We start from the raw sequence: 24729 nt of genomic DNA on the forward strand, positions 1-24729 counted from the left end.
CGAGGGCCGCTTACATCCCCGTAACCAATTTTCGAGGACGCATTTCATGAAGCAGTCTGCTGCCAAGACCCTCGGTGTCGCCGCTCTCGGTGCCGCCTTCGCCGCCGCGGGCGCCGGTGCCGCGAACGCCGCGCCGGTCACCCCGGACGCCGGCTCGGCGCTCGACACCGTCACCCGGACGCTCCCCGCCGAGAACCTCTCGCAGGCGGCGCCCACTGCCGGTGCGGGGCTGGCGCAGGGGGGTGCGGGGCTGGCTCAGGGGCAGGAGGCGGTCGGCGCCGGACTGTCCGCCGCGCAGCCGGCCGCCGAGCAGGCGCTGGCCGGTGGGCCGACCGGCGTGGTCGCCGGGCTGCTCGGCGGGCTGCCGCTGCAGGGGGCGCCGACCGAGGGGCTGCCGGTGGGGCTGCCCACCACGGCCCTTCCGACCCAGGGGCTGCCGGTGAACGGGCTTCCGCTCGGCTGAGTCGCCTCGTCCTGAACGCGCCGCTGGGGCGTACCCCTTGTATACGGGGTGCGCCCCAGCGGCGTTTGTCTGTGCGGTGGTTACCAGGCCGTGCTGGTCTTGGTCGCCTTGCCCTCCGAGGGGAGCAGGAGCCACAGGGCTATGTAGAGCAGGAACTGCGGGCCCGGGAGCAGGCAGGAGAGCAGGAAGATCACGCGCATCGTCGTCGCGGAGGTGCCGAAGCGTCGCGCCAGCGCGGCGCACACTCCGCCGATCATGCGGCCGTTGGTGGGTCGGGCGAGCGCGGTCATGGTGCGGCTCCTTCGTGAGCGTCGGTCGAAGGCCTGCCTTTGTGGGGCCTTTCGAGTGGGTGCCTCATCTGACATCCACGCTACGAAGACGAACCGGGCAAAGCGTCACTCTAGGGAGCTATCCCGACCCTGGGAATCGTCGGGGTACGACCCTGAGTGGGCTCATCCTGGGGTGTGGTGGCTCGGTGGGCGCGCTGGGACCTGCGGCGGAGGTGGATGCGGGCCGCCGGGACGATCGCCGCGTGGGCGAGTGCCACGCCGAGGGTGTTCAGCAGCAGTGAGTCGACGTCCACGACCTGGCCGGGGACGCCGGTCTGCAGCAGCTCTATGCCCAGGGAGATCAGGGCGCCGGCGGCGACCGTGCGGACCAGGGAGCCGAGGGGGGAGGCGGTGAGGCTGCCGTGTGCCGTCGGGATCAGTACGCCGAGGGGGGCGAGGAGGGCGAGGCCCTCCGCGATGCGGCGGGCGGCCTCCTGCCAGCCGAGGGCGAGGTCTGCTCTGATGCCGGCGAAGGGGTGCAGGTTGGGCGGTGTCACCCAGGGGACGTCCACTGGCCGCAGCGTGAGCCAGGCGACGAATGCGAGGTGGGCGACCAGGAGGATGCCTCCCGTCGCGCGGATGCGGATCGCGGCGGTGCCGCCGATGGGGCCTTGACGCTGCACGCCCCCGTAGACGCGCCCCCCGGCGGGATCGGTTCCGGGGGGCGGGGGAACCGTGTGAGGTGTCTGCCACACGGGTGCCGTTGGGTGGGGGTGCGCGTTGATGCCCGCGGCGCCTGTGCCGGTTCGGTGGGGGTGCGCGCAGCGCCAACGGTTGTGTGGTGGGTCGGGGCCGTGCCGGGGGGTGTTCGTCCTCGGCCGGGCGGTTGCTGTGCCTCAGAGAGGTGCTGTCTTTTTGACGCCCGCCGCTGCGGGCGGACCCCCCCGGCACGTCCCCTTGCCGCCGTTCGCGGCTGCCGCGCCGTGGGGGTGCGGCGTCTTCAGTCGTCCGTTACCTCGGTCGACGGGGGCTCGTTGCTGCCCGGTCTGGTGCGGACCTCGTCCGTGCACTCGTAGCGGCTCGGGGGCTCGGCGGATGGGCCGCCCAGGATGACCGAGCCGTCGCCCTCGGCTGCCGAGGAGTCCGAGAACGTGCAGACGATCTGGGCCAGGGCGTAGGACGTGAGGTCGTTGGGGGGTGTGCTCAGGCGCAGGGTTTCGTCGGGGTCGACGGGGCGTGGGCCGGTGACCCCCATGGCGCCTCGGACGTCCGTGGTGTAGCCGGCCTCCTTCTCGGTGGGCGACGGCGTCGCCTCCAGCTCGTCCAGCAGGCCCTGGGCCACCAGGACGCGGCGTGCGGAGTCCGCCGTGCCGTCCGGTACGCGTACCGTCCGGTCCACGGCGACCAGTTGTGAGCCGCACAGCAGGAACACCTGGACCGGGAGGCCCCGCTCGGCCTGTGTCGAGACGTTCGGTTCGGAGAGTGAGCAGCGCACCCGGGAGGGGGCGGGGCCGAAGTCGGTCGGTACCTCCGTGGAGCGTATGCCGCAGCCGGTGAGGAGAGCGGCGGACAGAGCGGAGCAGATGAGGAGGCGGCGCTTGTTCATCATGCGTCCCCCTCCTTCGTGTCCTTGCCCTCGGTTTCGTCGCCGTCCGGGTCGGGGGTCGGATCCGACGTGTCCCGGGGCAGGCGGAAGGTGAAGATCGCGCCGCCCTCGGGGGAGTTGGCGGCGGTGATCTCGCCGCCGTGGATGTGGGCGTTCTCCAGGGCGATGGACAGGCCCAGGCCGCTGCCCTCGGAGCGGGGGCGGGAGGCGCTGGCCTTGTAGAAGCGGTCGAAGACGTGGGGGAGGACGTCCTCGGGGATGCCCGGGCCGTGGTCCCTTACGTCGATCACGAGTGAGTCGTCCTCTTCGCGGACCGTCACGCGCACCGGTGAGCCGCCGTGCTTGAGGGCGTTGCCGATGAGGTTGGCCAGGATGACGTCCAGGCGGCGGGGGTCGAGGCGGACCATCATGCCGCGCTCGGCGTCCAGGTCGACCGCGTCCAGCCAGGCTCGGGCGTCGATGCAGGCCGTGATCTGGTCGGCGATGTCGACGTGGTCGAGGACCAGGCGGGCCGTGCCCGCGTCGAAGCGGGTGACCTCCATGAGGTTCTCGACGAGGTCGTTGAGGCGGCGCGTCTCGCTGACGACCAGGCGGACGGCGGGCTCGATCATGGGGTCCATCGAGCCGGACTCCGCCTCCAGCTCTTCTTCGAGTACTTCTGTCACGGCCGTGATCGCCGTGAGCGGTGTGCGCAGTTCGTGGGACATGTCGGCCACGAAGCGGCGGGACGCCTCGTCCCGTGCGGCCATGTCGTCCACCCGCTTCTCCAGCGCCGCGGCGGCGTTGTTGAACGTCCGGGACAGATCGGCCAGTTCGTCCGTGCCGGAGACCCGCAGGCGGGTGTCCAGCTTGCCCTCGCCGAGGCGGCGGGCGGCGACGCCGAGGCGCTGCACGGGCTTCAGTACGGTCGTGGCGGCGGCCTGCGCGAGCAGCGCGGAGCCGATCAGGGCGAGGCCCGTGGCGATGCCGAGCGACCAGGCGAGGGAGTTGAGGTCCTTGGCCTCCTGCTCCAGGGACTTCATCATGTAGCCGGTCGGGCCGCCGCCGTTGACCTTGGTGCCGGCTATCAGATACGGGGTGTCGTCCTCCACGATGCGCTGCCAGTACAGGTGGTACTCGGCCTTGTTGGTGGAGTTGACCTGCTGCTTCTCGTTCACCGCGGTGCGCAGGGACTTGGGCACGTCCGCGAGCGTGAAGCCGTCCAGGCCGCCGGAGCTGCCGTAGGCCGGACTGCCCTCCGCGTCCTGGGCGACCAGCAGGACGGAGAAGCGCTGGCTGCTGTTGGCCATCTGGCCCGCGGTGTGCTGGAGTTCGTCCTGCGTCGGCGCCTCGGGCAGCAGGCCCGCGCGATTCTGCATCTCCTGCTCGAAGTCACGCAGCACCGCGTCCTGCGTCCGGGTCAGGACCGCCTCGCGGTTGAGCCAGTAGGCGATGCCGGAGGCCGATACCGCGGCCGTGAGCGCCACGAGGCCGAAGACGACCACCAGGCGCAGGCGCAGGCTGGTGAAACGCAGCCTCGACCACACTCCCTTGCGAGCCGCGGCCCAGCCGCGGAGACCCCCTTGCGCGTCTGTCACTGAGGCGCGTCCAGGCGGTAGCCGACACCACGGACGGTACGGATGAGCGTGGGGGACGACGGGACGTCCTCGACCTTGGCGCGCAGGCGCTGGACGCAGGCGTCCACGAGCCGGGAGTCGCCCAGGTAGTCGTGCTCCCAGACCAGGCGCAGGAGCTGCTGGCGGGACAGGGCCTGGCCCGGCCGGCGGCTCAGTTCCAGCAACAGGCGCAGCTCGGTCGGGGTGAGCTGGAGGTCCTCGCCGTTCTTCGTCACGGTCATCGCGGCGCGGTCGATGACGAGGCTGCCGTAGACCGCCGCGTCGTTGGACTCCCGCTCCCCACGCCGCAGCACGGCCCGGATGCGGGCGTCGAGGACCCGCCCCTGCACGGGTTTGACGATGTAGTCGTCCGCGCCGGACTCCAGTCCGACCACGATGTCGATGTCGTCGTTGCGCGCGGTCAGCAGGATGATCGGCAGCTGGTCGGTGCGCCGGATACGACGGCACACCTCGAAGCCATCGATGCCGGGCAGCATCACGTCCAGCACGATCAGGTCCGGCCGCTGTTCACGCAGCAGTTTCAGACCGTCCTCGCCGGTGGCAGCGGTGGCCACACGGTGTCCCTGGCGGGTCAGTGAGAGCTCCAGGGCCGTACGGATGGCGTCGTCGTCCTCGATCAGCAACAGGGAAGGCACGGGGGTCATTCTGGCCCATGTGGGGGTGGTGTTTCGACACCTGTACGAGCAGTAGGGATACGTGCGCGTAGCGCTGTTGGCTGTGCTCGCGCTGTGCCGGTCCTGGCACCGGCCCCTGTGACAGGTCTGTGACAGTCGGCGGACACGGCCATGAAGGTGCCCGGGCAAGCTTCTCGGCGTAGGCAAGACAGCAGGACGCAACACAGCAAGCCGTACCAAGCAGAACACCGGAAGTCCACGACGGGGGGCGCGAGATGAATACGCTGCACGGCACCAGCACCAGCGCAGTGATCACGCGTCTGCACGACGTGAACGGGGGCCGGGGTTCCGAGAAGTCCGGTGCCGTGAGCGGGCGGGGGTGCGCTCGCGGCGCCGGGCGTCAGCACACCGCGTACATGACGGTGGTTGATGGTTTCACGGGGGAAACGCACGGGGGTGCCGCGTACAGGGAGGACTCGGGGGAGCAGCGCCGCTCGCTGTCGGAGGCGGAGTTCACCGCCTACGTCCAGGAGCGCCGCGCCTCCCTGTACGCAACCGCCTACCACCTGACCGGGGACCGCTTCGAGGCCGAGGACCTGCTGCAGAGCGCACTGTTCTCGACCTACCGGGCCTGGGACCGGATCAGTGACAAGGCCGCCGTCGGGGGCTACCTGCGCCGGACGATGACCAACCTGCACATCAGCGCGTGGCGCCGCCGCAAGCTGAACGAGTACCCGACCGAGGAGCTGCCGGAGACGCCGGGCGACACGGACGCGATGCGCGGCACGGAGCTGCGCGCGGTCCTGTGGCAGGCGCTGGCCCGGCTGCCCGAACTCCAGCGGACGATGCTGGTCCTTCGTTACTACGAGGGCCGCACCGACCCGGAGATCGCGGAGATCCTCGACATCAGTGTCGGCACGGTGAAGTCCAGCATCTGGCGGTCGCTCCGCCGGCTGCGCGAGGACGAGGTCCTCAGCTTCGGCCGTGACGAGGAGGACGCCTTCGGGGAGCTTGTCGCCTGAAGGTTCGGGGGGGACCGCGGGGGAGCGGTAACAAGTGGGGGACCCACCGGGGGTCGGGGGGCCAACGGGGGACCTGACGGGGGAAACACCGAGGGGGGAAGTACGGGGGAACGGGGGGTGCTCCGCCACGGGGGACGTGGGCGGAGCACAACGAGAGCGGGGCTGGAGGGCCGGGGGGTCCGTCCAGTCCCGCTTCTTCGTGTGTGCGGTCAGTGGACCTTCATCAGGGTCGCCTCGGCGGGTGTGTCGCCCACTGCGATGGCGACGGCCGGGTCCATCCCCTCGACCGCGTACGCGGTGATCCTGCCCTCGGGGACGGCACCTTCCGGGTCGCCGGGGGTGTCGTCGCACTCCGGGACCGTGGCGGTGCCCAGCTTCTTTCCGACGGTGAAGTCGGTGTTCGCGACGCCCAGATAGGAGCGCTCGGCGTACGTCACCACATAGGCGCAGGAGGCCTGCGCCGCACCGTCCGGCTCCGTGACGCCCTGCTGTGCGCAGCCGACGGCCGCGAGGAGGAGCAGGGCGGCCGGGAGCAGACGTCGGCCGGTCTGCAGGGCACTGGTCATCGGCTTCCTTCCCACGAGGCCACGGGACCGTTTCTCACGGTCCTACGACGCCGTGGGCGCCGACTTCGTTCAGCTCGCCGGAGTGGCCGCCGGGCAGCGGCCCGCCGCGGCCGCGGTCAGGCGGCCCAGGGCCTCGTCGCGGTCGCAGGCGTGGGCGCCCAGGGACGTCTGGTGGGCGATGATCGAGCGCTCCAGGCGCATCAGGCGCCAGCCGCGGCGCAGGAGGAAGGGCACCGACTTGCGGCCCTCCTTCAGGTCGCGGACGAAGCGGCGGCGGAAGGTCTTCACCGGGCCCCGGCTCAGGCACAGCGCGTCCGCCAGTACGCCGAGTTCACGGCAGCGGGTCACGATCTCCGCCGCGAAGATGCCCTCCGCGATGAAGAGCGGCGTGCGCCCGATCTCGACCGTCTCCACACCGGTGCGGGCGCTGAGGGAGATGTCGTAGAGCGGCACGTCCGTGCGGCCCGTGCGGCACAGCTCGGCGATCGCCGCGACGGCCGTGTCCGCGTCCCACGACTCGGGGTGGTCCCAGTCGATGTCGCAGCTCCCGGGGACCTGGGGCAGGGTCGGGTCGTCACCCTCTTTGTAGAAGTCGTCGAGCCGCAGTACCGGAAGACCGGAGCGGGCGGCGAGAAGGGACTTGCCGGAGCCGGAGGGGCCGCAGAGCAGCACGACTCGCTTCGATATGGGCGAAGGGGAACTCACGGGACACCAGTGTGAGGCATCGCCAGGGCGGGATACGACCCGGCGTACCGCGTTTGCAGTGCGCGTCACACCTCGACTACATCTCGCGTTCACCTCGGTACCCTGAGTTCCCGCGCGACGGCAGAGAGCCGCGCTCCCCCTGGACGGAGGGGGAACGCGGCTCTCCGGTTCGAGGGGCCGCCGTCAGTACGACGAGCCCGACGCGCCCAGCGAACCCGTCGGGTGCCAGACCGTCTTGGTCTCCAGGAACGCCGTCATGCGGTCGATGCCGGGCGTGGCCGACCAGTCGTCCACAGGCTGTGGACGCAGGACGCGCTTGAGGTTGTCCGCCGCGGCGATCTCCAGCTCCTTCGCCAGTACGTCGTCGGCGCCGGCCAGGTCGATCGCGTTGACGTCCTGGTGCGCGGCCAGCGGCGTCGCGATCTCCGCCGTACGGCCGGACAGGACGTTGACCACACCGCCGGGAAGGTCGGACGTGGCCAAAACCTCGCCTAGGGAGAGAGCCGGGAGCGGGGCCTTCTCCGACGCCACCACGATCGCCGTGTTGCCCGTCGCGATCACCGGGGCGACGACCGAGACCAGGCCCAGGAAGGAGGACTCCTGGGGGGCCACGATCGTGACCACGCCCGTCGGCTCCGGCGAGGAGAGGTTGAAGAACGGGCCCGCGACCGGGTTGCCGCCGCCCACGACCTGGGCGATCTTGTCCGTCCAGCCCGCGTACCAGACCCAGCGGTCGATCGCCGCGTCCACCTGTGCCGCCGCCTTCGACTTCGACAGGCCCTCGGCGTCGGCGACTTCGCGGACGTACTGCTCGCGCCGGCCCTCCAGCATCTCGGCGATGCGGTAGAGGATCTGACCGCGGTTGTACGCCGTCGCGCCGGACCAGCCGCCGAACGCCTTGCGGGCGGCGACCACGGCGTCACGGGCGTCCTTGCGGGACGACAGCGGGACGTTCGCCAGCCAGTTGCCCTTGGAGTCGCTCACCTCGTACACCCGGCCGCTCTCGGAACGCGGGAACTTCCCGCCGACGTACAGCTTGTAGGTCTTGAAGACGGAGAGTCGGGTCACATCAGACATCGAGGTACGCCTCCAGGCCGTGACGGCCGCCCTCGCGGCCGAAGCCCGACTCCTTGTAGCCGCCGAACGGCGACGTCGGGTCGAACTTGTTGAACGTGTTGGACCAGACGACACCGGCCCGGAGCTTGTTCGCCACGGCGAGGATCCGCGAGCCCTTCTCGGTCCAGATGCCCGCCGACAGGCCGTACGGCGTGTTGTTGGCCTTGGCGACGGCCTCGTCCGGCGTGCGGAACGTCAGGACCGACAGCACTGGGCCGAAGATCTCGTCGCGGGCGATGCGGTGCGCCTGGGTGACGTTCGTGAAGAGCGTCGGGGCGAACCAGTAGCCGCTCTCCGGGATGTCACAGGCCGGCGACCAGCGCTCGGCGCCCTCCGCCTCGCCCGCCTCGACGAGCGAGGTGATCCGGGACAGCTGCTCCTCGGAGTTGATCGCGCCGATGTCGGTGTTCTTGTCCAGCGGGTCGCCGAGGCGGAGCGTGGAGAGGCGGCGCTTGAGGGAATCCAGCAGCTCCTCCTCGATCGACTCCTGCACCAGCAGACGGCTGCCCGCGCAGCAGACCTGGCCCTGGTTGAAGAAGATCCCGTTGACGATCCCCTCCACCGCCTGGTCGATCGGGGCGTCGTCGAAGACGATGTTGGCGCCCTTGCCGCCGAGCTCCAGGGTGACCTTCTTGCGGCTGCCGGCGACGGTCCGGGCGATCGCCTTGCCGACGGCCGTGGAGCCGGTGAAGGCGACCTTGTTCACGTCCGGGTGCGCGACGAGCGCGGCGCCCGCGTCGCCGTATCCGGGAAGGATGTTGACGACGCCCTTGGGCAGGCCCGCCTGACGGCAGATGTCCGCGAAGAAGAGCGCGGAGAGGGGGGTCGTCTCGGCGGGCTTGAGCACCACCGTGTTGCCGGTGGCGAGCGCGGGGGCGATCTTCCACGCCAGCATCAGCAGCGGGAAGTTCCACGGGATGACCTGGCCGGCCACGCCCAGCGGCTGCGGGTTCGCGCCGAAGCCCGCGTGGCCGAGCTTGTCGGCCCAGCCCGCGTAGTAGAAGAAGTGCGCGGCGACCAGGGGGAGGTCCGCGTCGCGGGTCTCCTTGATCGGCTTGCCGTTGTCCAGGGTTTCCAGGACGGCGAGCTCACGGGCCCGCTCCTGGACGATCCGGGCGATGCGGAAGAGGTACTTCGCGCGCTCGGAGCCGGGCAGCGCCGACCACTTCTCGAAGGCCTTGCGGGCGGCCTTCACGGCACGGTCCACGTCCGCCTCGCCGGCCTGGGCGATCTCGGAGAGGACCTCCTCCGAGGACGGCGAGACGGTCTTGAAGACCTTGCCGTCGGCCGCCTCCACGAACTCGCCGTCGATGAACAGGCCGTACGAGGGCGCGATGTCGACGATCGCGCGGGACTCGGGAGCCGGTGCGTATTCGAATACCGATGCCATGGTGATCAGTCCACCGTCACGTAGTCGGGGCCGGAGTAGCGGCCGGTGGCCAGCTTCTGCCGCTGCATCAGCAGATCGTTCAGCAGCGAGGAGGCGCCGAAGCGGAACCAGTGGTTGTCCAGCCAGTCCTCGCCCGCGGTCTCGTTGACCAGGACGAGGAACTTGATGGCGTCCTTGGTCGTCCGGATCCCGCCGGCCGGCTTCACGCCCACCTGGATGCCGGTCTGGGCACGGAAGTCGCGCACCGCTTCCAGCATAAGCAGGGTGTTCGCGGGGGTGGCGTTGACGGCGACCTTGCCGGTGGACGTCTTGATGAAGTCCGCTCCACCGATCATGCCGAGCCAGCTCGCCCGCCGGATGTTGTCGTACGTCGACAGCTCGCCGGTCTCGAAGATGACCTTGAGGCGGGCCGCCCCGCAGGCCTCCTTCACGGCGACGATCTCGTCGTACACCTTCAGATACTTCCCGGCGAGGAACGCGCCACGGTCGATGACCATGTCGATCTCGTCGGCACCGGCGGCGACGGCGTCCCGCACGTCCGCCAGCTTCACGCCGAGGGCGGCTCGACCAGCAGGGAAGGCGGTGGCGACGGAGGCGACCTTCACGCTGGACCCGGCGACGGCCTCCTTGGCGGTGGCCACCATGTCCGGGTAGACACAGACGGCCGCCGTCGGCGGGGCCGTACGGTCGGTGGGGTCGGGGCGGACCGCCTTGGCGCCGAGCGCCCGGACCTTGCCCGGGGTGTCCGCGCCTTCCAGCGTCGTCAGATCGACCATCGAGATGGCGAGGTCGATGGCGTACGCCTTGGCGGTCGTCTTGATCGAACGGGTACCGAGGGACGCGGCCCGCCCCTCCAGGCCGACCGCGTCGACACCCGGCAGCCCGTGGAGGAAACGGCGCAGCGTGCTGTCGGACGCCGTGACGTCCGTGAGTGCGTGAGCTGCGGCAGATGCATTGGTGGGCATGGTCACCAGACGAGCATATCTACGCGCGTAGCGGCTGTACACCCCGAGGACCCGTTTCCATAGCGGACGGCTCGATGAGACGCCGCCGGCTCGCACCCCCTCAGGGGCGCGGGGCTGAATCGATATGCGGCTCCGCCGCGTGGGCGCGCCCAGCCCCCCACGACCCGCACCCGCGCACAAGGCACAGCCCCACGGCGAATGGGCCCCCGCCCAAGCGCCGCAGGCATACGGCAGAATCGGCCACATGACGACCCCCGAGCACCCGACCCCCACCCCGGACCCCGCGTCGAAGGACCGGGTCTACCGCTCACCCATGGGCATGGTCGGCGGAGTCCTCCTGCTCGGCATCGTGCTCTGGCTCGGCATCGACGCCCTGGTGCGCGGCGAGGGACGCACACAGTGGCTGGCCCTCGCGGCGCTCATCCTCCTCGTGCCGCTCGTGGCGGCGTTCACCCTGCGCCCCGCCGTCCAGGCCAACGAGGAACGGCTGCGCATCCGCAACCCGCTCCGCGTGATCGTGCTGCCCTGGGGCCAGATCGCCGGACTGCGCTCCGGCTACTCGAACGAGGCCGTCGCGAAGTCAGGCACCAAGTACCAGCTCTGGGCGGTCCCGGTCTCGCTGCGGGCCCGCAAGAAGGCGGCGCGGCGCACCGCCCGGGCGGCCTCGGAGCGCAGCTCCGCCTCGCGGGGCGACCGGAGCGGTCGCATGGGTGGCGGAGCGGCGTTCGGCGGGCTCGGGTTCGGCGCGCCCCGGGGGGACGTCGACGCCGACGGGCCGATGCGGGCCGAGACCGACAAGGTCATGGACGACCTGCGGGAACTGCTGGAACAGCGGGAAGAGTCGCCGTCCGCGCAGGGCGAGGTGACCGTGCGCTGGGCCTACGAGGTGGCGGGGCCGGTCGTCGCGGGCGCTGTGCTGCTGCTGATTCTGCTGGCGGTGGCCTGAGTTCTGCCGGTGGTGGCGTGAGGGGCGCGAGGCGCCCTGCACAGCTTCCTGGGGCATGATCGGCCACCACCTCGGCCACGACGACCGTCCCCCATTTCCGGATACGGAGCCGAGGACCGCAACCACCCGCGTGGTCCGAGTGTCTGTGGAGCGATGACTACGAACACCGTGCGGCCTGTGCCGCTGCCCGAGTCCGCCCTGCCCGACGGCTGTCTGCCCTGGGACGCCGAACAGGCCCGGCGCTGGATTGCCGCCCTTCCGCCGCGCTGGGTGCCGGTGCGGGCGGGGACGCCCGCCGTGGCGGCCCTCGTACTCGCGGCCGGGGTGCTCGTGAGCGGGCTGGCTCTGTTCGCCGGGCTGCGGGGGTGGGTGGCCGCCTGTCTCGCCCTTCAGATCCTGTGGGTGGCGGTGCGGCCCGAGGCCGTACGGCTGTCGGCGCCGGTCCTGCTCGGGGTCGTCCTGCTCGGCTGGGCCGGCCCGTCGTGGGCGTGGGGCGCGGCCCTCGCGGTCGCCCTCGCCGTGGTGTGGGTGGCCGCCATGGTGCGGCTCGTCGCGCGGGGGCGGCAGCGGGCGGTGGCCGGAGCTGCCGCCGGGGGTGTGACCGGGGCCCTGCCGGACGGCGGTGTGCCGATTCGGCGCGGGACGTTCCTCGCCTGGGCCGGGCTCGTCCCGCTGGTGGCCGGTGCCGTACCGGTCGTCACCGCCGAGGGCTGGAGCCCCGCCGATGACCGGGGGTTCGCCCCGGCCCTCGGCTGGTACGTGGCCGGGCTCGGCGTCACCCTGCTGCTGTCCGCGGCACTCGGGCGCCGGCGTGCCACCTCCCTGCGGCGGGGGCCCGTGCCCGTGCTGCGGGTGCTGGTGCGGGAGAACGCCGACCTGGACACCGAGGTGTACGCCGCCGACGACCTGGAGGCGGTGCGGCCCCTGTTCGTCGTCGCCACGTCGGAGATCGACGACGAGGACGGCGACGGTGAGGACGGCGACGGCGAAGGCGGGGATGACGACGAGGGGGACGACGCCGAGATTCAGGAGATCCTCGACCGGCTCGATGCCGGTGAACCCGGTCCCGTACGCGAAGCCGTCCTCTACGGTCTCCCCTGCGACGGCGCCGAGATCCTGCTGGTCAGCGCCCCCGCGGAGGCTGAGGACGACGCGCCGGTCGAGCCGGTCGTCGAGCGGTCCACCGGGCCCGTGCGGCCGCTCTCCGAGGGGGTCGTACGGCGTCGGCTCGCGGGGGAGAAGCGTGCGGTGGCGGACGAGGAGCGGCGGCGGGCGGCCGTCGAGGATCTCGCCGGGCGGCTGCGCGGGCAGGAGGCCGTGGAGGTGCGGCGGTGGCGGGCAGGGTGGCCCGACTGGCTGTCCGTGGCGCTGGGTGCCGTCTGGGTGTGGGTCCTCTTCGCGGACGAGAGCGGGCTGTGGCGGTACCTCCTCGGCGGGGCGCTGGGGATCGGCGTGGCCCTGCTGGTGCCGCGCCAGCTCGCGTGGCGGGTCACCGCCGACCGGGCGGGGCTGTGGTTCAACGGGCTGCGCGGGCCGCGCCAGATGGCCTGGGACGACCTGCGGATCGTTCGGAGCAAGGGGCACGAGCTGAAGATCGACAGCCGCCGGAGTGCCTTCGGGGAGTGGTCGGTGGACACGCTCCGGTGGCGGTGGCTGGAGCGCAAGGCGGGCCTCGTCCACCCCTACGACCGACTGGCCCGCGAGATCACCGCCATGTGGCGGGACCCCGCGCTGCGGCCGACCGGCCTGACCGACGAGCGGCGCCGCGGACGCCCGCTGTGGCCGCTCGCGGTGCTCACGGCTCTGGGGTGGGCCGCGCTGTTGCTCTGGGCCTGACCGCTGTGCGCAGCGGTGCCCGCAAGGGACCCAAGTAGCGGGGTTCCGCCCCTGTTTGGCAACGTTGTCCACTCCGTGCAGTGAGCGCTTTCTCGGGAGCTGTCCTAGGGGTTGCCTAGGGGCTACTTCGACATGAAGCGTGTGACAGGCAGGTATTTTGTCGGGTCTTTGCCACGCCCGCGTCATTAGATTGCTGCTGCCGCCCCCTAGCGCCTTACCTGCACGTTTATTCGTCCGTGGGGTGGCGGGGGTGGGGACATGGAGCAGTCCGGCGAGGCGGGAAGATCCGCAGTCGCGGTCGTGGGCATGAGATGCCAGATCGACATCAACGGCGAGGGGGGATTCGGCTGGCGGCTCGTGGCGTCCAATGGGCGCTCCGTCGCCGTGTCGCTGACCTCGCACGACACGCACAACAGGTGCCGTGAGGCGTTCTTACGGCTGTGTCGTCGCCATGACGACATGGCCGGCGGCGTGCAGCACAGCATCGAGGGCGGCGGCTGGGTGTGGGCGGTGTGGGACACCTCGGGTGCCCATCTGGCCGGATCGGCTCGTACGTACGAGCGGCATGCGACATGCCGGTCCTCCTACGAGCGCTTCTGTGCCATGCTGCCCGAACTGGCCTATGTGGGGCCGGAGTTGTGGGGCGAGACCTGAGTCGTCGGCAGTAAACGGAAGTTGCCCCAGGGAACCTCTCGTTCACGCCTCGTGATGGGCATGTCAACCGATGCCCCGGAGTGTCGGGAACGTGCCTTCGTTCAGAAGATGCCAGACAGCCACAGCCGGTCACCGCCACAGCCGCCGGGGTCGTCGACAGCGACGTGCCCCGGCGGCTGTATGCGGATCCGGGGCTGCCCGACCGCGTCTTCCGCGCGGTGCTGCGCCGGTCCAGCCCAACCCGCCGCGCGAACTGCGCGCCGGCTGGATCGCACCGGCCGAGGAGGCGCTGGGCATCGACAACAGCGCCTGGCTGGCCGTCTTCCTGTGGACGCAGGGCCTGCCGCCGGCCGCCCTGCTCACCGTGGTCGGGTACCGAGTCTGGGGCCGCTGGCAGACGTGGATCTGCGCGGGCCCCCTCCTCGCCGCGCTCGGCCTGGCCGACGCGCAGGCCATCACCGCGCTGCTGCCGAACCTGCTCTGAACCCCGGGACGACCACAGGGAGTTGACCTCAAGGCCATGTCCAGCCCCGAACTCACCGACACACTGCCCCAGCCCCGGACCGCCACCGGGAAGATCACCGGCCGCGCCCCCGGCCAGGGCGGCCCCGCCACCCTTCGCGCCGACGCGGTCTCCGCCTGGTTCGGCGACCACAAGGTCCTCGACCGGGTCTCGCTCACCATGCCCGCCCGCCAGGTCACCGCGCTCATCGGCCCGTCCGGCTGCGGCAAGTCGACCTTCCTGCGCATCCTCAACCGGATGCACGAGCTGATCGCCTCGGCCTCCCTCGGCGGACGCGTCCTCCTCGACGAGGAGGACATCTACGACCGAGGCCGCCGCATCACCCACGCCCGCCGCCAGATCGGCATGGTCTTCCAGAAGCCCAACCCGTTCCCGGCCATGTCGATCTACGACAACGTCCTCGCCGGTCTGCGCCTCAACGCCATCAAGGCCACCCGCGACGGCAAGGACGACCTGGTCGAGGAGTGCCTGACCAAGGCGGGCCTGTGGAAGGAGGTCAAGGACCGCCTCCGCCAGCCCGGCGGCGCACTCTCCGGCGGCCAGCAGCAACGCCTGTGCATCGCCCGGTCGTTGGCGGTACGACCCCGGGTGCTCCTGATGGACGAGCCGTGCTCGGCACTCGACCCGACCTCCACCCGGCGCATCGAGGAGACGATCGCCGAGCTGAAGACCGAGGTCACCATCGTGATCGTCACCCACAACATGCAGCAGGCGGCCCGCGTCTCCGACACCTGCGCCTTCTTCCTCGCCTCGCACGGAACCCCGGGCGTCATCGTCGAGCACGGCGACACCGACGCGATGTTCAACTCCCCGCAGGACGAGCGCACTTCGGACTATGTGAACGGCCGGTTCGGATGACCGGGGGAGGTCCGGCCCCACGGGTCGCCCTCGCCGTCGTACCGCTCGCACTGGCCCTGCTCACGGGATGCGGCGCCGCCGGGGCGGGCGGGCCGACGGCAGCGACCGGCGCACCCTCCACGGCGGCCACGGCATCCACACCGACCACCCCGCCCCCACCTACGCCCACCCAGCCGACCTCGTCCACCGCGCCACCCCGCGCATCCGTCCCGGCCCCACCGACATCGCGGCCCGGCACCCCGGTCCACCCGTCGCCCCGGCCCTCCGGCGACCGCGTGCGCGGACCCGACCTCTCCCGCCGCCCGGCACCCTCCGCCGACGGCGGCCGCACGGGCACCGCCCCCGTGCCCACCTCCCGCACCCCGAAGGCGGCGCCGCGGAGCAGCCAGCGCCCCACGCGCCCCACGATCCGCATCGGCACCTGGTCCGCCCCCATCGTGCGGGGCGGGCAGGACGAGGTCGACGCCTGCCGGGACGCCGTGCAGTGGGCCGGGCCCGAGATCGGCACCGAGAACGGCTACGAGATGCGCACCACCGTGATCGTCGGCCACGACATCTGCGGGTTCGACCGCTTCGCCACCCTGCCCGTCGGCACCACCGTCACGATCAGCGGCCCGCGCGGGACCTGGCGGTACGAGGTGTACGCCCACTACGTCACGCCGGGCCGGGGCGCCCCGGCCGCCGGGCTCTACTGGGGCGACGTCACCCTTCAGTCGTGCGTGGGACCGGCACACGGGTTCAGCTACCTCACGCGGATCTGACCCCCGTGCCCGGGCCGCAGGCGGCATCCCGCTTCGGTGTGAAGGGCGCGGGACACCTGGAGCAGCCGGGGAGCATGCGGCACCCCAACTCCCCATGAACCGGCCTGTCGCCCGAAAGGGTGCCTCCGGATGGGGGCACCCTTTCGGGAACGATCAGGCGGTGGTCGTACGGCTCAGATGCCCGCCGCCGTCGACAGGTCCTGCTTGATCGCCGCCAGCAGGTCGGCCGCCTTGGCGCGGGCGGCCGGGAGGTCGGCGTGCGTCCCCACCGGGACGACGACCTCCAGGTAGCACTTCAGCTTGGGCTCCGTGCCGCTGGGACGGACGATGACGCGGGCGCCTTCGAGGGTGTAGCGCAGACCGTCGGTGGGCGGGAGCGTATCCGTGCCCCGGGTGAGGTCCTCGGCACGGGTGATGGCCAGCCCGGCGAGCTCGGTCGGCGGCTGCTCGCGCAGCTGCCGCATGGCGTCGGCGATGACCGACAGGTCCTGGACGCGCACCGAGAGCTGGTCGGTGGCGTGCAGGCCGTGCTCCACGGCGAGGTCGTCGAGGAGGTCGAGAAGCGTGCGGCCCTCGGCCTTGAGCACGGACGCGAGCTCGGTGATCAGCAGGGCGGCCGTGATGCCGTCCTTGTCGCGCACACCCTCGGGGTCGACGCAGTAGCCGAGGGCCTCCTCGTAGCCGTAGCGCAGGCCGTCGACCCGGGCGATCCACTTGAAGCCGGTGAGGGTCTCCTCGTACGGCAGCCCCGCCTTCTCGGCGATCCGGCCGAGGAGGGAGGAGGACACGATCGACTCGGCGAAGGTGCCCTGCGCTCCGCGGCCGACGAGGTGGGCGGCGAGCAAGGAGCCGACCTCGTCGCCGCGCAGCATCCGCCAGTCCGCGCCGTCCGGGACGGCCACGGCGCAGCGGTCGGCGTCGGGGTCGTTGGCGATGATCAGGTCGGGGCTCGTCTCCCGGGCCTTGGCGAAGGCCAGGTCCATCGCGCCGGGCTCCTCCGGGTTGGGGAAGGCGACGGTGGGGAAGTCCGGGTCGGGTTCCGCCTGCTCGGCGACGAGCGCGGGGGTGGGGAAACCGGCGCGCTCGAAGGCGGCGAGGAGGACGTCCTTGCCGACGCCGTGCATCGCCGTGTAGACGGTGCGGGCCGTGCGGGGGGAGTCGGCCGCGAGGACCGCGTCCGTGCGGGCGAGGTAGGCGTCGAGGACGCTGTCGTCGAGGGTCTCCCAGCCGGACTCCGGGCGGGGGACGTCGTGCAGCGACCGTACGGCGTCGATCTCGGCGGCGATGTCCGCGTCGGCGGGCGGGACGATCTGGGAGCCGTCGCCGAGGTAGACCTTGTAGCCGTTGTCGCGGGGCGGGTTGTGGCTGGCGGTCACCTCCACGCCGGCTGCCGCGCCGAGATGCCTTATCGCGTACGCGAGTACCGGGGTGGGCAGCGGGCGGGGGAGTACCGCCGCGCGCAGGCCGGCGCCGGTCATGACGGCGGCCGTGTCGCGGGCGAAGTCCTCCGACTTGTGGCGGGCGTCGTAGCCGATGACGACGAGGCCGTCGGTGTGGCCCTGCTTCTTCAGGTACGCGGCGAGTCCGGCGGCGGCGCGGATGACGACCGTGCGGTTCATGCGCATGGGGCCGGCGCCGAGTTCGCCGCGCAGGCCTGCGGTGCCGAACTGGAGGGTGCCGCTGAAGCGGGCGGCGAGTTCTTCGACGTCGCCGGTGTCGATGAGCTTGGCGAGCTCGTCGCGGGTCTCCGGGTCCGGGTCCTCGGCGAGCCATGCCCGGGACCGGGCGAGGAGGTCGTCATGCACGTCGGGTCAGCCTCTCGTTCGTGTCGTTGGGTTCCGCCCCCGCCGCCCCTACCCGTCCCATCCTTCTGGGGCTCCGCCCCAGACCCCGCTCCTCAAACGCCGGAGAGGCTGATTTCAGCCCGTCTGGGGGTCCCCCCTGCTCGAAGAGCTTGGGGGAGTTTGAGGACGAGGCCCCTTCAGGGCCGAAAGCGGGGGTCCGGGGGCGGCAGCCCCCGGGGACGGGACGGGTAGGGGCGGCGGGGGCGAGAAACGCCCTACAGCCGCCCCAGCACCCGCGCCAGCAGCGCGCCCATCTGCGTAGCGGAGTCACGCCCGGCCTGCAGAACCTCTTCGTGGTTGAGCGGCTCACCGGTCATCCCGGCGGCGAGGTTCGTCACGAGGGAGATACCCAGCACCTCGGCCCCGGCCTCACGCGCGGCGATGGCCTCCAGAACCGTCGACATACCCACCAGGTCCGCCCCGATCACCCGCGCCATACGGATCTCGGCCGGCGTCTCGTAGTGCGGGCCGGGGAACTGGGCGTACACCCCCTCCTCCAGCGTGGAGTCGATCTCCTTGCACAGCGCACGCAGCCGCGGCGAGTACAGATCGGTGAGGTCGACGAAGTTCGCGCCGATGATCGGAGACGTCGCCGTGAGGTTGATGTGGTCGCTGATCAGCACCGGCTGACCGGGACGCATGCCCTCGCGCAGCCCGCCGCAGCCGTTGGTGAGGACCACCGTCTTGCAGCCGGCCGCCACCGCGGTGCGCACGCCGTGGGCCACCGCCGCCACGCCACGGCCCTCGTAGTAGTGGGTGCGGCCGAGGAAGACCAGGGCGCGCTTGTTGCCGATCCGGTAGGAGCGGACCTTGCCGCCGTGCCCTTCCACCGCCGGCGGGGGGAACCCGGGCAGCTCGGTGACCTGGAACTCGGCCTCGGGTGCGCCGAGGGCGTCCACGGCCGGAGCCCAGCCGGAGCCCATCACGAGGGCGACGTCGTGGGTCTCGGCGCCGGTGAGTTCGCGCAGGCGCGAGGCGGCGGCGTCGGCGGCGGCGTGCGGGTCGCCCTGGATGTCGTCCGGAAGAAGAGATGCGTTCACGCGACTGAGGGTAGCCGGTTTGGGCCTACGCGCGTAGATGACAGAGCTCACGGGATGGCGATCGTTGTCTTGTCGTTTCCAACGAAACCGTGTGACGGGTGTGACAGGAGGGGCGTATGCCTCAGCAGGGGCGTTTGCGCAGCTCCATCACATAGTCGTGCGGTGCCCCCGCCGACTCCGCCGCGTCCGCGACCTCGCCCAGGTACCGCGCCGACGGCAGCCCGCCCTCGTACGCGTTCAGCACATACACCCACGCCGGCTCCTCGCCCTCCAGCGTGTGCACCCGCACCCGCAGCCGGCGGTATATGCCGAGACCGACGCCCTCCCAGCGGTCCAGGGAGTCCTCGTCCATGGGAGCGATGTCGTACAACGCGACGAAGACCTGCTCGCCCGGCTCCTCGACGAGCGTCGCCAGCGCGCCGTCCCAGCCGAGCTGCTCGCCCCCGAACGTCAGTCGCCATCCGTTCAGCCAGCCGGTGGCGCGCAGCGGCGAGTGCGGGGCGCGGCGGGTCATCAGCCGCGCGTCGAGATTGCCGGCGTACGCGGCGTAGAGCGACATGGGGAGAGGGTACGGCAGGAGAATCGTGTGCCCCTCCCGTAACGGTGGTGTCTCGGGCGGGGCCCCAGGCGGTACCACGGTGAGGCGTGCGGGACAATGGGCTACGTGACTCGGATCGTGATCATCGGTGGCGGACCCGGCGGATATGAAGCGGCGCTGGTCGCCGCTCAACTCGGCGCGGAGGTGACCGTCGTCGACTGCGACGGTCTGGGCGGGGCGTCGGTGCTCACCGACTGCGTGCCGTCGAAGACCCTGATCGCCACGGCCGAGGTGATGACCACCTTCGACTCCTCCTACGAGGAGCTGGGGATCATCGTCGCCGACGACACCCCGCACATCGACACGCCCGCCCGGGTGGTGGGCGTCGATCTGGGCAAGGTCAACCGCCGTGTGAAGCGGCTCGCGCTCGCGCAGTCCCACGACATCACCGCCTCCGTCACGCGGGCCGGCGCCCGGGTCATGCGCGGCCGTGGCCGGCTGGAAGGCATGCAGGGCCTCGACGGCTCGCGCAAGGTCGTCGTCCGCGCCGCCGACGGCACCGAGGAGACCCTCACCGCGGACGCCGTCCTGATCGCCACCGGCGGTCACCCGCGCGAGCTGCCCGACGCCCAGCCCGACGGCGAGCGCATCCTCAACTGGACCCAGGTCTACGACCTCACCGAGCTCCCCGAGGAGCTCATCGTGGTCGGATCCGGTGTCACCGGTGCCGAGTTCGCCGGCGCCTACCAGGCGCTCGGGTCCCGGGTCACCCTCGTGTCGTCCCGCGACCGCGTGCTGCCGGGTGAGGACCCGGACGCCGCCGCCGTACTGGAGGACGTCTTCCGGCGCCGCGGCATGAACGTCATGGCGCGCTCGCGTGCCGCCGCCGCCAAGCGCGTCGGGGACCGGGTCGAGGTCACCCTCGCCGACGGGCGTGTCATCAGCGGCAGCCACTGCCTGATGGCCGTCGGCGCCATCCCCAACTCCGAGGGCATGGGCCTGGAGGAGGCCGGCGTCAAACTGCGCGAGTCCGGGCACATCTGGACCGACAAGGTCTCCCGGACCACGGCCCCCGGTGTGTACGCCGCCGGTGACGTGACCGGCGTGTTCGCCCTCGCCTCGGTCGCGGCGATGCAGGGACGGATCGCCATGTACCACTTCCTCGGCGACGCGGTGGCCCCGCTGAATCTGAAGACGGTCTCGTCCAACGTCTTCACCGACCCCGAGATCGCCACCGTCGGCTACACCCAGGCGGACGTCGACGGCGGCAAGATCGACGCCCGGGTCGTCAAGCTCCCCCTCCTGCGCAACCCGCGCGCGAAGATGCAGGGCATCCGGGACGGCTTCGTCAAGATCTTCTGCCGTCCGGGTACGGGCATCGTGGTCGGCGGTGTGGTCGTCTCCCCGCGCGCCTCGGAACTGATCCACCCGATCTCGATCGCGGTCGACAACAATCTGACGGTCGAACAGATCGCGAACGCCTTCACCGTGTACCCGTCCCTTTCGGGCTCGATCGCCGAGGTGGCACGGCAGCTCCACACCCGGAAGTCCGGCGGCGAACTCTGACGGCCGGAACCGACTCCTTGCTGGTCACAGGGAGTTGTCGAGCATGCGTACGGCATAGGCGTCAGGACTAGGCTCTATACCACTCCTTGCCCTTGCGTGCGAACAACTTCTGTTATTCGGCGCAAACTGCTGAAACCAGACGGTCGTTGGGGTTACTGTCAGTTTCGTGTTCGCTGCAGAACGTCGCCAATTGATCCTCGAAATGGTGCGAGCGAACGGGGCCGTGTCGCTCCGTGAGCTCGCCCGCGTCGTCCAGACCTCAGAAGTGACCGTACGGCGGGACGTGCGCGCACTGGAGGCAGAAGGACTCCTCGACCGCCGGCACGGCGGTGCGGTATTGCCGGGCGGGTTCACGCGGGAGTCCGGCTTTCCGCAGAAGTCACATCTCGCGACCGCCGAGAAGACGGCCATCGCCGACCTCGCCGCGAATTTCGTGGAAGAGGGCGAGGCGATCGTCGTCGGGGCGGGGACCACCACGCAGGAGCTGGCCCGCCGGCTCGCCCGGGTGCCCGGACTGACCGTCGTGACCAACTCCCTTCTTGTGGCGCAGGCGTTGGCCCACGCCAACCGGGTCGAGGTCGTGATGACCGGCGGGACGCTCCGCGGGTCGAACTACGCGCTGGTGGGCAGCGGTGCCGAGCAGTCCCTCCAGGGGCTGCGGGTGTCGCGGGCCTTCCTCTCCGGCAGTGGTCTGACCGCCGAGCGCGGGCTGTCCACGTCCAACATGCTCTCGGCCTCCGTCGACCGGGCGCTCGTCCAGGCGGCCGCGGAGGTCGTCGTCCTCGCCGACCACACCAAGCTCGGCACGGACACGATGTTCCAGACGGTGCCCACGGATGTCATCACCCGCCTGGTCACCGACGAGCCGCCGGCCCATGACGACCGTGCGCACACCGAGCTGCAGGCTCTTGCCGACCAGGGGGTGCAGATCGCCGTGGCCGGGGCGAGTGGGGCGTCGGGGGGTGACGAGGTCCCGGCGCGGCGGCGCGCTCTGCCGGGACCGCGGCGGGGTCAGGTGCCGGCCGCCGGCGCGGGCCTGAGGTCCGCCGCGGTGCTGGGTGAGCAGGGGGCCGAGCGGGAGCGGGCTCGCGTCGCGGATATGCGGCGGCGGTAGGGCCGCCTGTTCGCCGTAGGGCCTCGTGTCGACGCGCGGGTGCGGCTGCGTTGTGGCTGGTCGCGCAGTTCCCCGCGCCCCTAGGTGGGCTTCAGTCCTCGCAGGGTCAGGTGCAGCAATCTGTCCGCCAGCTCTGGGTCTGCGGGTGTCTCCTCCGCCGCGAGGGCGATCGCGTGGGTGAGTTGGAGCAGGTCACCGATCGCCACGTCCGGGCGGACGCTCCCTGCCTCCTGGGCCCGTGACAGCAGCGCGCCGCCCGCTTGTCTGATGGGGCCGCTGCACCGGGCCAGGTCCGAGGTGCCGTCGTAGGAGACGGACATCAGGGAGCGGGCCAGGCCGCGGTACTCACCCGCGTGCGTGACCATCTCGCGCAGCCATGTCACCAGTGCCGCGCACGGCTCCGGCGAGCGCAGGAGTTCCCGGGAGCGGGCCAGCAGGTCGCCGACCGCCTCCTCGAAGACCGCACTCAACAGGGCGTCGCGGTTGGGGAAGTGGCGGTACAGGGTGCCGATGCCGACGCCCGCCCGGCGGGCCACGTCCTCCAGGGACGCGTCCGTGCCGTGCTCTGCGAAGGCGGAGCGGGCCTCGGCGAGCAGACGCTCGTGATTGCGGCGGGCGTCGGCGCGCATGGCACGTGGCGGTGCCGCCGTGCCGGCGCTCTCGGTGGCCTCGCTGGAAGTCGTGCCCGCCATTGCTCTCACCTGCCTCTCGCCCGCCTCCAGAATGCCACCGAGCATAGAACGAGGCGCCCGGTGGACTGTCTGATCCAGTCCACCGGGCGCCTCGGCTGCCTTGTGCGTCAGTCCTTGATTTCGCAGATGGCGGCGCCGGAGGTGAGGGAGGCGCCGACTTCGGCGGACAGGCCCTTGATGGTGCCGGACTTGTGGGCGTTCAGGGGCTGTTCCATCTTCATCGCTTCGAGGACGACGACGAGGTCGCCTTCCTTGACTTCCTGGCCTTCCTCGACGGCGACCTTGACGATGGTGCCCTGCATCGGGGAAGCGAGGGTGTCGCCGGAGGCGACGGGCCCGGACTTCTTCGCCGCACGCCGCTTGGGCTTGGCGCCGGCGGCCAGGCCGGTACGGGCCAGGGTCATACCGAGGGAGGCCGGCAGGGAGACCTCCAGGCGCTTGCCGCCGACCTCGACGACGACCGTCTCACGGCCCGCCGCCTCCTCCGCCTCGGCGTCGGTGTCGGCCGGGGCCGTGAAGGCCTTGATCTCGTTGACGAACTCGGTCTCGATCCACCGGGTATGGACCGTGAACGCCTCGGCGGACCCGGTCAGCTCGGGGGCGAACGCCGCATCGACGACGACCGCGCGGTGGAAGGGGATGGCGGTGGCCATGCCCTCAACCTGGAACTCCTCCAGCGCGCGGGCGGCCCGCTGCAGGGCCTGCTCACGGGTGGCGCCGGTCACGATCAGCTTGGCCAGCAGCGAGTCCCACGCCGGACCGATCACCGACCCGGACTCGACACCGGCGTCCAGACGGACACCCGGGCCGGAGGGCGCGGTGAAGGTGGTGACGGTGCCGGGGGCGGGCAGGAAGTTACGGCCCGGGTCCTCACCGTTGATACGGAACTCGAAGGAGTGCCCGCGCAGCGGCGGGTCGTCGTAGCCGAGTGCCTCGCCGTCGGCGATCCGGAACATCTCACGGACCAGGTCGATCCCGGCGACCTCCTCGGTGACCGGGTGCTCCACCTGCAGACGGGTGTTGACCTCCAGGAAGGAGATCGTGCCGTCCGCGCCGACCAGGAACTCCACCGTGCCGGCACCGACGTAGCCGGCCTCCTTCAGGATCGCCTTCGACGACGAGTACAGCTCCGCGACCTGCGCCTTCGACAGGAACGGCGCGGGGGCCTCCTCGACCAGCTTCTGGTGCCGGCGCTGCAGCGAACAGTCACGCGTGGAGACCACGACGACGTTGCCGTGGGAGTCGGCCAGGCACTGGGTCTCCACGTGCCGGGGCTTGTCGAGGTAACGCTCGACGAAGCACTCCCCCCGGCCGAACGCGGCGACCGCCTCACGCACCGCCGACTCATACAGCTCCGGAACCTCTTCCAGGGTCCGGGCCACCTTCAGACCACGGCCACCGCCACCGAACGCGGCCTTGATCGCGATCGGCAGACCATGCTCCTCGGCAAACGCCACCACCTCATCCGCCCCGGACACCGGGTCGGGCGTACCGGCGACCAACGGGGCACCGGCGCGCTGGGCGATGTGCCGGGCAGCGACCTTGTCCCCCAGATCACGGATCGCCTGCGGCGGCGGACCGATCCAGACCAGACCCGCATCCAGGACCGCCTGCGCGAAGTCGGCGTTCTCCGACAGGAACCCGTAACCCGGGTGGATCGCGTCCGCGCCGGACTCACGCGCCGCCTTCAGCACCTTGTCCATGTCCAAGTAGCTGGTCGCCGGGGTGTCACCGCCCAGGGCGAACGCCTCATCCGCGGCGCGGACATGCAGAGCGTCGCGGTCCGGGTCCGCGTAGACGGCCACGCTCGCGATCCCCGCGTCCCGACAGGCCCGGGCCACGCGGACAGCGATTTCGCCACGGTTGGCGATGAGCACCTTGCGCACGATTGAGGCTCCCTCCTTGAAACAAGCCGAGTTTAGGGACTGCCGACACGACACTTCGACCCGTCCCCAGTGGTGAGCTTGCCCACACGGAGCGTGATTCCAGGCTCGCCCGACCTGCGAAATCCCTTGTCGCGCCACG

General features: G+C 71.3%; 25 protein-coding genes. 10 read left to right on the forward strand and 15 right to left on the reverse strand.

What is annotated here, in order from left to right; translation table 11 throughout:
* Positions 1-46: 46 nt before the first annotated feature.
* On the forward strand, positions 47-463 hold the full coding sequence (locus OG254_RS30510) for an ATP-binding protein (protein WP_405587932.1): 417 nt from the start codon (positions 47-49) through the stop codon (positions 461-463).
* Positions 464-543: 80 nt separating this feature from the next.
* Here the strand turns inward: OG254_RS30510 and OG254_RS30515 are convergent, their stop codons facing one another.
* The 5 genes from OG254_RS30515 to afsQ1 all read right to left on the reverse strand — a co-directional run bounded on the left by OG254_RS30515 (position 544) and on the right by afsQ1 (position 4589).
* Positions 544-753 (reverse strand): PspC domain-containing protein, encoded by a 210-nt coding sequence (locus OG254_RS30515; protein ID WP_351197637.1) that lies wholly within the window; start codon positions 751-753, stop codon positions 544-546.
* A 110-nt stretch (positions 754-863) separates the two neighbouring features.
* Complete coding sequence (locus OG254_RS30520) at positions 864-1415, reverse strand: VanZ family protein (protein ID WP_405587935.1); 552 nt, start codon at positions 1413-1415, stop codon at positions 864-866.
* A gap of 317 nt (positions 1416-1732) precedes the next feature.
* Entirely contained in the window at positions 1733-2341 is a 609-nt protein-coding gene (locus tag OG254_RS30525; protein ID WP_405587938.1) for a hypothetical protein, read from the reverse strand.
* Positions 2338-3915 carry an ATP-binding protein gene (locus tag OG254_RS30530; protein ID WP_405587941.1) on the reverse strand — a complete coding sequence of 526 codons (1578 nt, stop codon included), beginning with the start codon at positions 3913-3915 and terminating at the stop codon, positions 2338-2340. Before OG254_RS30530 ends, OG254_RS30525 begins: the two co-directional genes overlap by 4 nt.
* Positions 3912-4589 (reverse strand): two-component system response regulator AfsQ1, encoded by a 678-nt coding sequence (afsQ1, locus tag OG254_RS30535; protein WP_147993330.1) that lies wholly within the window; start codon positions 4587-4589, stop codon positions 3912-3914. The genes OG254_RS30530 and afsQ1 overlap by 4 nt, the downstream gene beginning before the upstream one ends.
* 254 nt (positions 4590-4843) lie before the next feature.
* On the opposite strand from afsQ1, the gene OG254_RS30540 reads away from it, so the two are divergent.
* Entirely contained in the window at positions 4844-5590 is a 747-nt protein-coding gene (locus OG254_RS30540) for a SigE family RNA polymerase sigma factor (protein ID WP_351197631.1), read from the forward strand.
* Positions 5591-5799: 209 nt separating this feature from the next.
* Here OG254_RS30540 and OG254_RS30545 read toward each other — a convergent pair whose 3' ends face one another.
* From OG254_RS30545 to deoC, 5 genes are all read right to left on the reverse strand, one after another.
* A complete protein-coding gene (locus OG254_RS30545; protein ID WP_405587945.1) occupies positions 5800-6156 on the reverse strand; it encodes a DUF6281 family protein in 357 nt (118 codons plus the stop codon).
* Between the two features lie 69 nt (positions 6157-6225).
* A complete protein-coding gene (locus OG254_RS30550; protein WP_405587948.1) occupies positions 6226-6861 on the reverse strand; it encodes a uridine kinase in 636 nt (211 codons plus the stop codon).
* 183 nt (positions 6862-7044) lie between these two features.
* Positions 7045-7938 (reverse strand): aldehyde dehydrogenase family protein, encoded by an 894-nt coding sequence (locus tag OG254_RS30555; RefSeq protein ID WP_405587951.1) that lies wholly within the window; start codon positions 7936-7938, stop codon positions 7045-7047.
* Positions 7931-9367 carry an aldehyde dehydrogenase family protein gene (locus OG254_RS30560; protein ID WP_405587954.1) on the reverse strand — a complete coding sequence of 479 codons (1437 nt, stop codon included), beginning with the start codon at positions 9365-9367 and terminating at the stop codon, positions 7931-7933. Before OG254_RS30560 ends, OG254_RS30555 begins: the two co-directional genes overlap by 8 nt.
* Before the next feature lie 5 nt (positions 9368-9372).
* On the reverse strand, positions 9373-10338 hold the full coding sequence (gene deoC / locus OG254_RS30565; RefSeq protein ID WP_351201618.1) for a deoxyribose-phosphate aldolase: 966 nt from the start codon (positions 10336-10338) through the stop codon (positions 9373-9375).
* Between the two features lie 238 nt (positions 10339-10576).
* Here deoC and OG254_RS30570 point away from each other — a divergent pair, with 238 nt between their 5' ends.
* From OG254_RS30570 to OG254_RS30595, 6 genes are all read left to right on the forward strand, one after another.
* Positions 10577-11278 carry a PH domain-containing protein gene (locus OG254_RS30570; RefSeq protein WP_405587958.1) on the forward strand — a complete coding sequence of 234 codons (702 nt, stop codon included), beginning with the start codon at positions 10577-10579 and terminating at the stop codon, positions 11276-11278.
* A gap of 153 nt (positions 11279-11431) precedes the next feature.
* Positions 11432-13114, forward strand: a complete 1683-nt coding sequence (locus OG254_RS30575) for a hypothetical protein (RefSeq protein WP_405587961.1) — start codon at positions 11432-11434, stop codon at positions 13112-13114.
* 258 nt (positions 13115-13372) lie between these two features.
* Positions 13373-13768, forward strand: coding sequence for a hypothetical protein (locus OG254_RS30580; protein WP_405587964.1), 396 nt, complete (start codon positions 13373-13375; stop codon positions 13766-13768).
* A gap of 91 nt (positions 13769-13859) precedes the next feature.
* Positions 13860-14252: a hypothetical protein gene (locus OG254_RS30585; RefSeq protein WP_405587967.1), complete on the forward strand. Its 393-nt coding sequence runs from the start codon at positions 13860-13862 to the stop codon at positions 14250-14252.
* 36 nt (positions 14253-14288) lie between these two features.
* The gene (gene pstB / locus OG254_RS30590; RefSeq protein ID WP_405587970.1) at positions 14289-15149 is read left to right on the forward strand and encodes a phosphate ABC transporter ATP-binding protein PstB; all 861 of its coding nucleotides are present in this window, start codon (positions 14289-14291) and stop codon (positions 15147-15149) included.
* Entirely contained in the window at positions 15146-15910 is a 765-nt protein-coding gene (locus tag OG254_RS30595; RefSeq protein WP_405587972.1) for a hypothetical protein, read from the forward strand. Before pstB ends, OG254_RS30595 begins: the two co-directional genes overlap by 4 nt.
* A 173-nt stretch (positions 15911-16083) precedes the next feature.
* Here OG254_RS30595 and OG254_RS30600 read toward each other — a convergent pair whose 3' ends face one another.
* The 3 genes from OG254_RS30600 to OG254_RS30610 form a co-directional block, all read right to left on the reverse strand.
* On the reverse strand, positions 16084-17715 hold the full coding sequence (locus tag OG254_RS30600; RefSeq protein ID WP_405587975.1) for a phospho-sugar mutase: 1632 nt from the start codon (positions 17713-17715) through the stop codon (positions 16084-16086).
* 254 nt (positions 17716-17969) lie between these two features.
* Positions 17970-18794: a purine-nucleoside phosphorylase gene (locus OG254_RS30605; RefSeq protein WP_405587978.1), complete on the reverse strand. Its 825-nt coding sequence runs from the start codon at positions 18792-18794 to the stop codon at positions 17970-17972.
* A 121-nt stretch (positions 18795-18915) separates the two neighbouring features.
* Entirely contained in the window at positions 18916-19353 is a 438-nt protein-coding gene (locus OG254_RS30610) for a gamma-glutamylcyclotransferase (protein ID WP_147993339.1), read from the reverse strand.
* Between the two features lie 96 nt (positions 19354-19449).
* Between OG254_RS30610 and OG254_RS30615 the strand changes: the two genes are divergently transcribed.
* Together OG254_RS30615 and OG254_RS30620 are read left to right on the forward strand one after the other, a co-directional pair.
* Positions 19450-20898, forward strand: coding sequence for an NAD(P)H-quinone dehydrogenase (locus OG254_RS30615; protein WP_405587981.1), 1449 nt, complete (start codon positions 19450-19452; stop codon positions 20896-20898).
* Between the two features lie 166 nt (positions 20899-21064).
* Complete coding sequence (locus OG254_RS30620) at positions 21065-22012, forward strand: DeoR/GlpR family DNA-binding transcription regulator (protein ID WP_405587983.1); 948 nt, start codon at positions 21065-21067, stop codon at positions 22010-22012.
* A gap of 80 nt (positions 22013-22092) precedes the next feature.
* On the opposite strand, the gene OG254_RS30625 is transcribed toward OG254_RS30620, so the two are convergent.
* Both OG254_RS30625 and OG254_RS30630 read right to left on the reverse strand, forming a co-directional pair.
* A complete protein-coding gene (locus tag OG254_RS30625; protein ID WP_405587985.1) occupies positions 22093-22704 on the reverse strand; it encodes a TetR/AcrR family transcriptional regulator in 612 nt (203 codons plus the stop codon).
* 107 nt (positions 22705-22811) lie between these two features.
* Complete coding sequence (locus tag OG254_RS30630; protein ID WP_405587988.1) at positions 22812-24590, reverse strand: acetyl/propionyl/methylcrotonyl-CoA carboxylase subunit alpha; 1779 nt, start codon at positions 24588-24590, stop codon at positions 22812-22814.
* Between the last annotated feature and the right edge of the window lie 139 nt (positions 24591-24729).

The sequence above is a fragment of the Streptomyces sp. NBC_01092 genome (assembly GCF_045039535.1).
GTDB lineage: Bacteria > Actinomycetota > Actinomycetes > Streptomycetales > Streptomycetaceae > Streptomyces.